The sequence below is a fragment of the Streptomyces sp. NPDC026673 genome (assembly GCF_040638135.1).
Classification (GTDB): domain Bacteria; phylum Actinomycetota; class Actinomycetes; order Streptomycetales; family Streptomycetaceae; genus Actinacidiphila.
Map to the genome: position 1 here is coordinate 67,316 of NZ_JBEZXR010000018.1, position 12,875 is coordinate 80,190.

The window sequence follows — 12,875 nt, forward strand, 5'->3', positions numbered from 1 at the left end:
GGTCCGCGGCCCGGCCCCGGCGGGGTCAGCGGGGTGCCTCGGCGCGGCGGCGGGAGGTGCCGCCCGGGGCGGCGTCGCCGGCGACCGGCCCGGTGGCCTCGTAGCCGGGGACGGACGCGGCGGCCGGGCCCCGCCCCGCGTACTCGGGACGGATCCACAGCAACGTCTCGTGCGCCCGCTCCCAGCGCCCGAGGCCCACCGCCTTGGCCCACAGCCCGGCACCGGCCCCCGCGAGCAGCATCCCCGCCGCCGCGGGCGCGAGCACGCCCGACGCGAGGGCCACCACGAACGCCCCGAGCAGCCACCACCGCCGGGCCCGGGCCCACGCGCGCGCCGTGACCCGGCGGTCCTGCAGGAAGACGCCCCGAGGGGCGCGCTCCGCCGCCTCCCCGAGGTCCGTGTACCGCCGCCGGCGCAGCAGGAAGGCCACCACCGCGGCGACCACGAACAGCGCCGCCCCGCCCAGCACACCGATGCGGCGCCCGGTCAGGCCGGGCACGAAGACCCCGACCCCCGCCGCGACGACCCCGAGCCACCACAACCAGCGCGCCGGCACCCGCACCAGGACCGCCACCCGCGCCAGCGCATACGCTCCGCGCACCACCGCTGCCTCCTCCTCCACGGCTCGTTCCGAGAGTGCTGGGGAGGGAGGTTACTCAGGAAACATCAGAATTCCGTGAGAACGGCACCGCATGCGCCGCTCCCGAGGCAGTGATACCACTGAATGCGGGGGCCTCTGGGGCTGGAGTGGTGCGTATGAACATCGTGGTCGACCTCAATCGCTGCCAGGCCTACGCGCAGTGCGCGTTCCTCGCTCCCGAGGTCTTCGAACTGCACGGCGAGGAGGCGCTGCTGTACGTCCCGGCCGTCCCGGAGGACCAGCGGGAGCGGGTCCACCGCGCGGTGGTGGCGTGCCCGGTGCAGGCCATCCTCGAGGGCGAGGCGGCAGGTGCCGATGTCCGGTGAGCTGCGCGACGGCCGCATCGTCATCGTCGGCGCGTCCCTGGCCGGCCTCAGGGCCGCCGAGGCGCTGCGCGACGAGGGGTTCGCGGGGTCCCTGATCCTGGTGGGCGACGAGCCCCATCCGCCGTACGACCGGCCGCCGCTGTCCAAGCAGGTGCTGCTCGGCCGGGTGTCCGCGGCGGAGACCGGGCTGCCGGAGCGCCGCCCGGTGGACGCGGAGTGGAAGCTGGGCGTCGCCGCCGCGGGGGTCGACGGGATCGGCAAACGCGTCTTCCTCGCGAACGGCGAGGAACTCCCCTTCGACCGGCTGCTGATCGCCACCGGCACCCGGGCGCGCCCCTGGCCCAACCCCGCCGAGGCCGCCCTGGACGGTGTGTTCACCCTGCGGACCAGCGACGACGCGGCCGGGCTGGCCGAGCGGCTCGATGCCGGGCCCCGGCGGGTCCTGGTGATCGGCGCCGGGTTCACCGGCTCGGAGATCGCCTCCGCCTGCCGGGAGCGCGGGGTGGAGGTGACGGTCGTGGAGCGCGGTCCCGCGCCCCTGGTGGGCGCGCTCGGCGGGACGCTCGGCGCGGTGGCCGCGGAGATGCACCGCAGGCACGGGGTGGACCTCCGCTGCGGGGTGCAGGTCGCCTCCCTGGAGGGTGACGGCCGGTTCACCGGCGCCCGGCTCTCCGACGGGAGCACCGTCGAGGCGGACGTGGCGGTGGTCGCCCTCGGCGCGATCCGCAACACCGAGTGGCTGGCCGAGTCGGGCCTGGCCGCGGGTCCGCGCGGCGTGACGTGCGACGCCGGCTGCCGGGCCTTCGACATGTACGGCATCGTCACCGACGACGTGTTCGTCGCCGGCGACGTGGCCCGCTTCCCGCACCCGCTCTTCGGCTACCAGCTGCTCGCCCTGGAGCACTGGGGCAACGCGGTCGCGCAGGCCGAGGTGGCGGCCCACAACATGGTCAGCGCGGGGCCGTTCCGGCGGCCGCACCTGGCGGTGCCCACCTTCTGGTCCAGCCAGTTCGGCCACAACATCAAGTCGGTGGGCGTGCCCACCTACTCCGACCAGGTCGTCGTCGCCCAGGGCTCGCTGCGCGAGGCCCGCCTGGTCGTCGTCTACGGCTACAAGGGCCGGATCACGGCCGCGGTGTCGGTGAACCGGGCCAAGTGGCTGGACTACTACCAGAACCTGATCGAGACGGCGGCGCCCTTCCCGCCCGAGCCCGGGGCCGCCGACCGGACGGTCCCGATGGTCCCCCTGCCGTCCGACGTGCCCGATCCCGCGGTGCTCTCGCACGGCCCGACGGTCGCCCTCACCGGTCACCTGCCGGACCGGCGCCTGACCCTGGTGCGGCACGGCGGCTGAGGCCGGCCGCCGGCCGTACCGCGGACCGGTCCGTGGCACACCACCACAACCACCACGGCCCACGAAGACGAGGAGCCCCCGCGCATGGCTGCGGACACGCTGTTCCGACGGATCACCGACTACGCCAGCCGTCCCGACCCCTATCCGCTCTACGCCGAACTCCGCGAGAGCAAGGTGGCGGAGCAGGACGACGGCAGCTATCTCGTCGGCACGTACCACGAGATCACGGCCCTGCTCCACGACCCGCGCGTCAGCTCCGACCGGCGCAACCGCAGCGATCCGGAGGAGGTGCGGCTCGCCACGGAGCTGGCACCGTCCTTCATCGGCCTGGACGACCCCGAGCACGACCGGCTGCGCCGCACGACGATGCGGCCGTTCGGCCCGCCGCACACCCCGGGCCGGGTCGACGCCATGCAGGGGGAGATCGCCGCCATCGCCGAGGAGCTCATCACGGCGATGCGGGACAAGGAACGCGTCGACATCGTGGACGACTTCGCCTATCCGCTCCCCGTCACCGTGATCTGCCGGCTGCTGGGCGTGCCCCAGGAGGACGAGCCGATGTTCCGCGGGTGGTCGGACGCGATCGTGGGCGGGCTGGACCTCAACCCCGACGAGGACCCCACGGCGCGCACGCGGGCCGCCACCGAGGCCCGCCGGTCGATGGGCGTCTACCTGGGCGGGCTCGCGGAAAAGCGGCGGGGCACGTCCTCCGACGACCTGCTGGCCGCGTTCGTCAACGATCAGGACCCCGGCGGCGGCCTGAACCAGATCGAGGTGATGGTCACCTCCGTGCTGCTGCTCGTCGCCGGGCACGAGACGACCGTCAACCTGATCACCAACGGGATGCTCACCCTGCTGCGCCGTCCCGACCAGCTGGACCTGCTGCGCCGTGAACCGGCCCTGATGCCGCGGGCGGTGGAGGAGCTGCTGCGCTTCGAGCCTCCCGTGCAGATGCTGCCCCAGCGCACCCCGCTGGTGGACATCGAGGTCGCGGGGGTCACCGTTCCCAAGGGGGCGCCGCTCGTCCTGGTGCTCGCGTCCGGCAGCCGGGATCCGCGGCGGTTCGGCGATCCGGACCGGTTCGATCCGCGGCGCACGGACAACCAGCACCTGGGCTTCGGCAGCGGCGTCCACAGCTGCTTCGGGGCGCCGCTCGCCCGGCTGGAGGCGCAGATCGCCCTCACGGCGCTGTTGCGGAGTCTGGAGGGGCCCCGGCTGGCGGAGGACCCGCCGCCGTACCGGCGCAGCCCGGTGCTGCGCGGCCCGCGCCATCTGCTCGTCGAGCTCGACGGAGTGCGTGTCTGAGCCCCGACCGCGCGGGGGCCGCGGCCCGCTACTCCACGAACAGGCCCTGCGCCGCGGCCTTGGCGTCGAACTCCTCCAGGCGCGCCTGCGCGTCCGGCAGTCCGTCGCACATGGCCTCCAGCAGCACACGCCCGAGCAGCATCGGCGCGCACGCGGTGTCGAAGGCGAGCCCCGTGCCGACAGCCGCGGGGAGCAGGACGTCGGAGTGGGCGGCGACCGGCGCGAAGGCGCTGTCGGCGACGGTGACGACGGTCAGCCCGGCGGAGCGGGCGTACTCCAGTGCGTCGACGACCTCGCGCGGGTGGCGGGGCAGCGCGAAGCACAGCAGGGCCGTCGCCCCGGCGCGCACCGCGGCGTCCACGCGGTCGGCGAGCATGCTGCCGCCCTCGTCGAGCAGGCGGACATCGGGGTGCACCTTGGCCGCGAAGTAGCCGAAGCCACGGGCCTGGGCGGCCGCGGCCCGCAGCCCGAGCACGGGCAGCGGCCGGGACGCGGCGAGCAGGGCGCCGGCGCGGGCGACCGGGGCGGGGTCGGCGAGCAGCGCGGCGAGGTGCCGCAGGTTCTCGATCTCCGCCTGGACGGCCTCCTGGTACTCGTTGTGCGAGTCGGCGGCCGGACGCCCCTGCGGCACCGCGGCGGGGGCCACCTCGCGCAGGTGGCGGCGGAGCGCGGGATAGCCGTCGAAGCCGAGGGCCACGGCGAACCGGGTGACGGAGGGCTGGCTGACGCCGGCCAGTTCGGCGACCTCGACGCTGGACAGGAAGGGCGCGTCGGCGGCCCGCCGGACGAGGCAGTGGGCGATGCGGCGCTGGGTGGGAGTGAGCCGGTGCGCTTCGAACAGCTTCATCAGGCGCGCCGACGCGGTGTCGGTTCCGGCGCCGCCGGTGGCGGTGGCGTTCTCGGTGGCCATGGCGCCCTCTCCCACTCGCCCATTCATGTGCCGACGACTGTGCATGATTCTATGCAGGAGGGCAAGACACCCCGGATCACACGGGCGGCAGCAGCTTCTTCTGCGGCTTGCCCATCGCGTTGCGCGGCAGTTCCGCCAGGAAGCGGACCTTGCGCGGGCGCTTGTGCGCGGACAGATGGCCGGCCACGAAGTCGATCAGCTCGTGTTCGCCGACCCCGTCCGCCACGACGTAGGCCACGATCTCCTGGCCGAGGTCGGCGTGCGGGGCGCCCACCACGGCCGCCTCGCGCACGGCGGGGTGGTCCAGCAGGGCGTTCTCCACCTCGCCCGCCCCGATCCGGTAGCCGCCGGACTTGATCAGGTCGGTCGAGGCGCGGCCGACGATCCGGTGCATGCCGTCCGGGTCGATCGCGGCGATGTCCCCGGTGCGGAACCAGCCGTCCTCGGTGTACGAGGCCGCCGTGGCCTCCGGCCGCCCCAGGTAGCCGTCGAAGAGCGTGGGCCCGGTGAGCTGGAGCTCGCCGATCTCCGCCCCCGGCTCGGCGGCGATCCGGGTGCGGATCCCCGGCAGCGGCAGCCCGACGGAACCGGGGCGCCGCTCACCGGCCGCCCGGGTGCTCACCGTGATCAGGGTCTCCGTCATGCCGTAGCGCTCGACCGGCCGCTGCCCGGTCAGGGCCTCCAGATCGCGGAAGACGGGCGCGGGCAGCGGCGCGCTGCCCGAGACCAGCAGCCGGGCGCCGCCCAGCGCCCTGGCGGACTCCGGATCCCGGGCGACGCGGCCCCAGACGGTCGGCACGCCGAAGTACAGGCTGCCGCCCGCCGCCGCGTACGCCTGCGGGGTGGGGCGGCCGGTGTGGACCAGGCGGCTCCCGGTGCGCAGCGCTCCCAGCACGCCGAGGACAAGGCCGTGCACGTGGAACAGCGGCAGGCCGTGCACCAGGGTGTCCTCGGCCGTCCACTCCCACGCCCCGGCGAGCGCGTCGAGGCCCGCGGCGACCGCGCGGCGCGGAACCAGTACGCCCTTGGGCGCCCCGGTCGTGCCGGAGGTGTAGAGGACGAGGGCCGTGGTGTCCGGATCCGGCTCGGGGCCGTCCCAGGCGCCGCGCTCGGCGAGATCGGCGGGGGGCGCCTCGACCGCCCCCGAGTCGCGCAGGATGTGGTCGCGCTCGGCCGGTCCGGCGTCGGGCGGCACCGGGACGACCGGCACCCCCGCCAGCAGGCCGCCGACGACCGCGGCGACCGTCTCCAGGGTGGGCGTCGCGTGCACCGCGACCGCCGGGGCCCCCGCGATCCGCGCGGCGAAGGCGCCCGCGGCGCCGAGCAGTTCCTCGCGCGAGCACGACCGCCCGTCCACCGTGACCGCGTCGGGGCGGTCGGCGGGGGCGTCGTGGAGCGCGGTCAGCAGGCGCGGCACGTGTCCGGTCACGGCACGACCATACTGGGGCGGCCCCTGAGAAGGTTCGGGGGTTTCCCCCAGTGCCACGGGCCGGCTCCGTCCGTACGGTGGCGTCATGGACGCCCGAGACCCAGAGCTCAAGAAGGAATTCGCCGCCACCATCCAGGCGCGCAAGGACCTCGGGGAGGAGTACGAGTCGGCCCTGATCGACTCCTTCCTGGAGAAGATGGACCAGCGCATCGACGCCCAGGTCGAGCGGCGGGTGCGCCGCGAACTCGCCGAGCACCAGACGGCGTTCGCCCGCGCCGGGCGCCGGGTCGGTCCGCAGGCGCGCGGCCACGAGGGCAGCCGTTTCGGCGCCCGCTACGGATTCGGGGCGTTCTCCCTCATCATGGCGATCCCGCTGTCCGCCATCGCCGCCGATAAGGCCGAGCTGTCCGGGCTGCTCGTCGCCTGGATCGGCATCGTCGCCGTCAACGCCGCGCACTCGCTGGGCTGGCTCTTCACCGAGCGGGGCGGCGGCGCACGCCGCACCAAGGACCCGGACGCCTGGGAGGACTGACGGCCTGACGGCGTCGGGCCGCCGCACCGGTCACGGCCGGCAGGCGGCGCGCACGCTGCCCCACGGGCCCGCCGGGGCCCGCCGGGGCCCGCCCCCATAGGAGCCGGCCGGACGATACGGGAACCCCCGGGCCGAAAGCCGCGGCAGGCCGTGCGCAGCCGGGGCCCGACACCTGGATGCCCGCTCCATGGCCGCCGGCGACGGCCGGCAGGCGGCGGGCGCGCCGCTACGCGGTGAGCAGCGCCACGACCCGGCGGGCCGCCGTCTCGTCGCGCGCCGCGGCGAAGGGCAGCGGCCCCGCGCCCATGCGGAACGGCAGCCCGTCGGCGCCGAGCACCCGGCCGCCCGCCTCGGCGACCAGCAGGATCCCGGCGGAGTGGTCCCAGGGGTTGTCGTAGGCGTACGTGGCCGCGTCGAGCCGTCCGAGCGCGACATCGAGGTAGTCGCAGCCGGCGGAGCCGCTCGCCCAGGGCTTGATGCCGTGCGCGGCCCCCGTCTCGTACAGCCGCCGGTGCTGGTCGGAGGTGAGGTGCGCGGGCCGGGCGGCGGCCACGAGCAGCACCTCGTCGGCGTCCTCCGCGCCGCCGGGCGCCATCCGCAGCGGCCGGCCGTCGGCATGGGCCCCCTCACCGCGACGGGCGGTGGCGAGCGTCCCGTCCACCGGCCGGTACGTCCAGGAGGCGAGCAGTTCGCCGCGCGCGGCGAGCGCGACCTGGGTGACGAACGAGGCGTCGCCGTGCACGAAGTTGGAGGTGCCGTCGACCGGATCGATGATCCACACGGGATCGTCGCCCAGCAGCGCCCCGAGCAGCGCGGGATCGCCGTGCACGGCCTCCTCGCCGATGACGGCGGAGCCGGGCAGCAGGCCGGTGAGCGTACGGGTGAGGCGTTCCTCGACGCGGCGGTCGGCGACCGTGACGAGATCCAGCGGGCCCTTCTTCTCCCCGACGTCGCCCTCCGCGAGGCGGCCGAAGCGCGCGAGCACCTCCTCGTCGGCCACGGTGCGTATGGACTCCCCGACGGCGGCGAACATCTGTGCGCTGATCACGCGGTCACTCAACCAGAAGAGCGGCCCGCGCACAGGCGCGGGCCGCTCTTTCACAGATTGCGCGGGAACCGCCGCACCCCCGGTCACCCGGGGGGCGGGACGACGGCGGTCCCCGCGAGGGACGCGGGCCGGATCAGGGCCGGACCTCACGTCCTGGGGTCACCATGGAGGTCCGGGAGCCGCTCCGGAGGTCCTTGGCGCCACATCCGTGGTGTCGGCCGGGCGACCGGTGCGCCGTCCGCCGACATCCACCAATGTGCCGGAGCCGTGTTAAGCGCGTGCTGCGCGGACGTGACGTGGGTGTACCAGTTCCACGAACCCTGGCGGCCGGTGCTACTTGGCCTCCTCCGCGAGGAAGGCGAGCAGGTCCTGGCGGCTGACCACTCCGGTCGGCTTGCCCTCGACCAGCACGATCGCCGCGTCGGCCGAGCCCAGCACCGCCATCAGGTCGGCGACCGGCTCACCGGAGCCCACCTGCGGCAGCGGCGCGCTCATGTGCCGCTCCAGCCGGTCGTCGAGGGTCGCGCGCTTGGTGAACAGGGCGTCCAGCAGCTCCCGCTCCACGACCGAGCCGACGACCTCGGCGGCCATGACGTCGGGGTGCCCGGCGCCCGGCTTGACGATCGGCATCTGGGAGACGCCGTACTCGCGCAGCACCTCGATGGCCTGGCCGACCGTCTCGTCGGGGTGCATGTGCACCAGGTGCGGGAGGCCGCCGTCCTTGCGGTCCAGCACGTCGGCGACGCGGGCCTGGCCGCTGCCCTCCTCGAGGAAGCCGTAGTCCGCCATCCACTCGTCGTTGAAGATCTTCGACAGGTAGCCGCGGCCCGAGTCCGGCAGCAGCACGACCACGACGTCGTCCGGGCCGAGCCGCTCGGCCACGCGCAGCGCCGCGACGACGGCCATGCCGCAGGAGCCGCCGACGAGCAGGCCCTCCTCCTTGGCGAGGCGGCGGGTCATCTGGAAGGAGTCCTTGTCCGAGACCGCGACGATCTCGTCCGCGACGGTGCGGTCGTAGGCGGTGGGCCAGAAGTCCTCACCGACGCCCTCGACCAGGTACGGGCGGCCGGAGCCGCCGCTGTAGACGGAGCCCTCCGGGTCGGCGCCGATGACCTTGACCCTGCCGTCCGAGGCGTCCTTCAGATAGCGGCCGGTGCCGGAGATGGTGCCGCCGGTGCCGACGCCCGCCACGAAGTGGGTGATCTTCCCCTCGGTCTGCTCCCACAGCTCCGGGCCGGTGGAGTGGTAGTGCGAGGCCGGGTTGTTGGGGTTGCTGTACTGGTCCGGCTTCCAGGCGTTCGGGGTCTCGCGCACCAGCCGGTCGGAGACGTTGTAGTACGAGTCCGGGTGCTCGGGGTCCACGGCCGTGGGGCAGACCACGACCTCGGCGCCGTAGGCCCGCATGACGTTGATCTTGTCCGCGGAGACCTTGTCGGGGCAGACGAAGATGCACTTGTAGCCCTTCTGCTGGGCCACGATCGCCAGGCCGACGCCCGTGTTGCCGGAGGTCGGCTCCACGATCGTGCCGCCGGGCTTGAGCTCGCCGCTCTTCTCCGCGGCCTCGATCATCCGCAGCGCGATGCGGTCCTTGACCGAACCTCCGGGGTTGAAGTACTCGACCTTGGCCAGGACGGTCGCCTGGATTCCTGCCGTCACGCTGTTGAGCCTCACCAGCGGGGTGTTGCCGACGAGGCTGATCATCGAGTCGTGGAACTGCACCATTGTCTCCGGGTTCTCCGTGATTGTGAGGCCAGGGTAAGCGGTTTTGCGGCGGCGGGCGGCCCCCGTCGTGGGATGGGGGCCCCACACTTCACATCGCTGTTACCCACGCCCCCGACGGTCCGGCGGTAGAGTCACACCGTGGCGCGATCACGACACGTCGCAGTTACGACACCGGGCTTGTACAACCGGGGGGTGAGCGATGCCTGACGAGCAGCACCCGGATCCCGCCGACGCGGGCGCCGGCAACACGGACTACCTCGCCGCCCTCAGCGGCCTGGCCGCGGTGGAGTCCGGCCTCGCCTCCGTGCGGGAACGGCTCACGGCGCTCGCCGCCGTACGCCCGTCGCGGCCCGCCGAGCCGGTGATGCCAGGCGGGATCGCCGAGGTGATCCACGGCGAGGCAGAGCAGCAGCACATGATCGAGCAGCTGCAGCGCGAGGCCCGCAAGGAGGTGCTGACCTTCGTGCGGCCGCCGTACGTCTCCTTCGCGGGCAACTTCGTGCAGAAGGAGCGGCTGGCCGCCGGGGTGGAGTACCGCTCGCTGTACGAGACGACGGCCCTGGTCTACCCCGGCGCGGCCGACATGCCCGGCTTTGTGGAGCCGGGCGAGCTGGCGCGGGCGGCACCGAGCGTGCCGATGAAGCTGATGATCGTGGACGCCGAGCGGGCGCTGCTGCCGCTGTCCGGTGGCGCCGACCGGTCCGTGGTCTCCTCCGCCGGCCTGCTGCTGCTCCACCCCTCGGTGCTGGTCGACGCGCTGCTCGAGCTCTTCGAGGACCGCTGGCTGCGCGGTACGCCGCTGCGCATGCCCTCGCCCGGCGACACGGAGGAGGACCCGGACTTCTCCGGCTCCCCCGAGCTCGACGAACAGCTGCTCTCCCTGCTGATGTCGGGGCTTCCCGACAAGGCGATCGCCTCCCAGCTCGGGATATCCCTGCGCACGCTGCAGCGCAGGATCCGGGCTCTGATGGAGTCCACCGGCACCGCCAACCGCACCCAGCTCGCGTGGTTCGTCGCGCAGCAGCGCCTGACCTGAGTCCGGCCCGCGTGGCGGTTGCGGCGGGCGCCGGACGGGGCAACAAAGTGTTGTACGGGTGAGGGCCAGCGGGGCCCGCGCCCGGCGCGGGAGGTGGACGTTGTCCAGGGCCAGGGTGGCGCGGCGGATCGCGACGGCCGCCGCGTACGGAGGTGGCGGCATCGGGCTGCTGGGCGGAGCCGCGGTCGGCCTGCTGCTGACCGAGGCCGCGCTCGCCCGCAGGACCGTGGGGGGCTCCGACGGCCTCCCGCCCCGCGCGGACGGGGTCTACGGTGCCGCCTTCGCGCTGAGCACCGGCGAACGGCCGATCGTGCTCGCCCTCGCGGGCGACTCCACGGCGGCGGGCCAGGGAGTGCACCGGGCGAGCCAGACCCCCGGGGCGCTGCTGGCGTCCGGACTGGCCGCGGTGGCGGAACGGCCCGCGCGGTTGGTCAACGTGGCCAATCCCGGCGCGCAGTCCGACGATCTGGCCCGGCAGGTCGATCGCCTGCTGGCGGGCGGCCCCGGCGCCGTGCCCGACCTGTGCGTGATCATGATCGGCGCGAACGACGTGACCCGGCGCATGCCGCTGGCCGTCTCGGTGCGGCTGCTCTCCGACGCGGTGCGGCGGCTGCGCGAGGCCGGCTGCGAGGTGATCGTCGGCACCTGCCCGGACCTGGGCACGATCGAGCCGGTCTACCAGCCGCTGCGCTGGATCGCGCGCCGGCTGAGCCGCCAGCTCGCGGCCGCGCAAACCATCGCGGTGGTCGGCCTCGGCGGCCGCACGGTGTCGCTGGGCGATCTGCTCGGGCCCGAGTTCGAATCCCGCCCCCGGGAGATGTTCGGCCCGGACAACTACCACCCCTCGGCCGAGGGTTACGCGACCGCGGCCATGGCGATGCTGCCCACGCTCTGCTCGGCGTTCGGGCTGTGGCCCGAGGAGGACGAGCGCCCCGACGCCCGGCGCGGCGAGGGCTTCCTGCCGGTGGCCCAGGCCGCCGCGGAAGCCGCGGGCGAGGCCGGTACCGAGGTCACCGCGGCGGCCGGCACGGTCTCCGGCCCCCGCGGCCGCTGGGCCCTCCTCAAGCGCCGCCGCCGTCGCCGCCTCCCCGACACGACGGAGCCGGCCACCACGGCCCAGGCCGCGGCGGAGGCCGCAGAGGCCGCCCAGAACTAGCGCCTCCCGGCGGGTCCCCGGACGGCGGCGGTCCCCGTCGCCGCCCGCGGGTCCACCGCGCCCGCGGCGGGCCCTCTCCCACCCACCCGCCCGAACCCCGGACCACCAGGCACCGCAGGGGCACCCATCGCGGGGGCGGTCCGGCATCGAACACACAGCCCACAACCAGCGCCCCCGGCGGGAGCGGGTCCCCGGACGGCGGCGATGCCCGTCGCCGCCCGCCCGAACCCCGGACCACCAGGCACCGCAGGGGCACCCGTCGCGCACCGCCGGCCTCCGCAGAAGGCGCGGTCACGGACGCGCAAGGCCGCCCTGTCGGCGCCCGCCGCGCGGTCGCGGGCGCGGGGCCCGGACCACCGGCGTGAGCACGGGGCAGACCACGCCGCAGGACCGCCCGGAACTCGACCACCGGCGCGACACCCAGGCCGCGCGCCACCCCGCCCCGCGACCGCCACAGGACGGCCCCCGGGGAACCGGCCCCGCACGAGCCGGTCCCGGAGGCCGCCGGCGTCAGCCGGCCTTGCGCTGGTTGAAGCGGAGCAGATTCCCCGCGGGGTCGCGGAAGGCGCAGTCGCGGACGCCGTACGGCTGGTCCATGGGCTCCTGCAGCACCTCGCCGCCCGCGTCGCGGATCCGCTCGAAGGTGCCGTCGACGTCACCCGTGGCGAAGATGACCCCGCGCAGCATGCCCTTGGCCAGCAGCTCGCTCATCGCCTTCCGGTCCGCGGCGGAGGCGTTGGGGTCGGCCAGCGGCGGTTCCAGGACGATCTCGACGCCGGGCTGGTCGGGGGAGCCGACCGTCACCCAGCGCATCCCCTCGAAGCCGACGTCGTTGCGGACCTCGAGGCCCAGGACGTCGCGGTAGAAGGCGAGCGCCTTGTCGTGGTCGTCGACGGCGATGAAGCACTGTGACAGCGTGATGTCCATGCGGACCACGCTAGGCCCGCGCGGCGGGCTTCGCTTCCTTGTTCCTGACCGGCCTGGTGTACCTCTTCGCGACGCACGCCGGGATCGCCGCGCCCGGCTCGTGGTCGCGGGCGCGGTAGGCGCTCGGGCTCTCCCCGACGAGCTCGGTGAAGCGCGAGCTGAACGAGCCGAGCGAGGTGCAGCCCACCGCGAAGCAGACCTCGGTGACCGTCAGGTCGCCGCGCCGCAGCAGGGCCTTGGCGCGCTCGATCCGGCGCGTCATGAGATAGCTGTACGGGGTCTCGCCGTACGCGGCCCGGAAGCTGCGCGAGAAGTGGCCGGGGGACATCAGCGCCGTACGGGCCAGCGCGGTGACGTCGAGGGGTTCCGCGTAGTCGCGGTCCATCGCGTCACGGGCGCGCCGCAGCCGTACCAGGTCGTCCGGATTCACCGGATCAGCATCGCACGGGGGGCGCGGTCGGCACGAGGATGCGCCATCATGGACTAAGCA

At 74.6% G+C, this 12,875-nt stretch carries 13 protein-coding genes; 6 read left to right on the forward strand and 7 right to left on the reverse strand.

The window, feature by feature from the left end:
• Positions 1–25 precede the first annotated feature (25 nt).
• Positions 26–604, reverse strand: coding sequence for a hypothetical protein (locus AB0F62_RS15455; RefSeq protein WP_361797793.1), 579 nt, complete (start codon positions 602–604; stop codon positions 26–28).
• 152 nt (positions 605–756) lie between these two features.
• Here AB0F62_RS15455 and AB0F62_RS15460 point away from each other — a divergent pair, with 152 nt between their 5' ends.
• The 3 genes from AB0F62_RS15460 to AB0F62_RS15470 all read left to right on the forward strand — a co-directional run bounded on the left by AB0F62_RS15460 (position 757) and on the right by AB0F62_RS15470 (position 3,625).
• Positions 757–966 carry a ferredoxin gene (locus tag AB0F62_RS15460; RefSeq protein ID WP_361797796.1) on the forward strand — a complete coding sequence of 70 codons (210 nt, stop codon included), beginning with the start codon at positions 757–759 and terminating at the stop codon, positions 964–966.
• Entirely contained in the window at positions 956–2,320 is a 1,365-nt protein-coding gene (locus AB0F62_RS15465) for an FAD-dependent oxidoreductase (protein WP_361797799.1), read from the forward strand. The genes AB0F62_RS15460 and AB0F62_RS15465 overlap by 11 nt, the downstream gene beginning before the upstream one ends.
• 84 nt (positions 2,321–2,404) lie before the next feature.
• Entirely contained in the window at positions 2,405–3,625 is a 1,221-nt protein-coding gene (locus AB0F62_RS15470; protein WP_361797802.1) for a cytochrome P450, read from the forward strand.
• Between the two features lie 28 nt (positions 3,626–3,653).
• On the opposite strand, the gene AB0F62_RS15475 is transcribed toward AB0F62_RS15470, so the two are convergent.
• Entirely contained in the window at positions 3,654–4,535 is an 882-nt protein-coding gene (locus AB0F62_RS15475) for a MurR/RpiR family transcriptional regulator (RefSeq protein WP_361797805.1), read from the reverse strand.
• A 76-nt stretch (positions 4,536–4,611) separates the two neighbouring features.
• Positions 4,612–5,964, reverse strand: a complete 1,353-nt coding sequence (locus tag AB0F62_RS15480; protein ID WP_361797808.1) for an acyl-CoA synthetase — start codon at positions 5,962–5,964, stop codon at positions 4,612–4,614.
• Between the two features lie 85 nt (positions 5,965–6,049).
• On the opposite strand from AB0F62_RS15480, the gene AB0F62_RS15485 reads away from it, so the two are divergent.
• Complete coding sequence (locus AB0F62_RS15485; RefSeq protein ID WP_361797811.1) at positions 6,050–6,496, forward strand: hypothetical protein; 447 nt, start codon at positions 6,050–6,052, stop codon at positions 6,494–6,496.
• A gap of 226 nt (positions 6,497–6,722) precedes the next feature.
• Here the strand turns inward: AB0F62_RS15485 and AB0F62_RS15490 are convergent, their stop codons facing one another.
• A complete protein-coding gene (locus tag AB0F62_RS15490) occupies positions 6,723–7,544 on the reverse strand; it encodes an inositol monophosphatase family protein (protein WP_361797814.1) in 822 nt (273 codons plus the stop codon).
• Positions 7,545–7,877: 333 nt separating this feature from the next.
• Positions 7,878–9,263: a cystathionine beta-synthase gene (locus AB0F62_RS15495; protein ID WP_361797949.1), complete on the reverse strand. Its 1,386-nt coding sequence runs from the start codon at positions 9,261–9,263 to the stop codon at positions 7,878–7,880.
• A 202-nt stretch (positions 9,264–9,465) separates the two neighbouring features.
• Between AB0F62_RS15495 and AB0F62_RS15500 the strand changes: the two genes are divergently transcribed.
• Both AB0F62_RS15500 and AB0F62_RS15505 read left to right on the forward strand, forming a co-directional pair.
• Positions 9,466–10,302 (forward strand): LuxR C-terminal-related transcriptional regulator, encoded by an 837-nt coding sequence (locus AB0F62_RS15500; protein ID WP_361797817.1) that lies wholly within the window; start codon positions 9,466–9,468, stop codon positions 10,300–10,302.
• Between the two features lie 115 nt (positions 10,303–10,417).
• The gene (locus AB0F62_RS15505) at positions 10,418–11,458 is read left to right on the forward strand and encodes an SGNH/GDSL hydrolase family protein (RefSeq protein ID WP_361797952.1); all 1,041 of its coding nucleotides are present in this window, start codon (positions 10,418–10,420) and stop codon (positions 11,456–11,458) included.
• Between the two features lie 510 nt (positions 11,459–11,968).
• Here the strand turns inward: AB0F62_RS15505 and AB0F62_RS15510 are convergent.
• Entirely contained in the window at positions 11,969–12,385 is a 417-nt protein-coding gene (locus AB0F62_RS15510; protein WP_361797820.1) for a VOC family protein, read from the reverse strand.
• Between the two features lie 10 nt (positions 12,386–12,395).
• A complete protein-coding gene (locus AB0F62_RS15515) occupies positions 12,396–12,815 on the reverse strand; it encodes a helix-turn-helix transcriptional regulator (RefSeq protein ID WP_361797823.1) in 420 nt (139 codons plus the stop codon).
• Positions 12,816–12,875 lie beyond the last annotated feature (60 nt).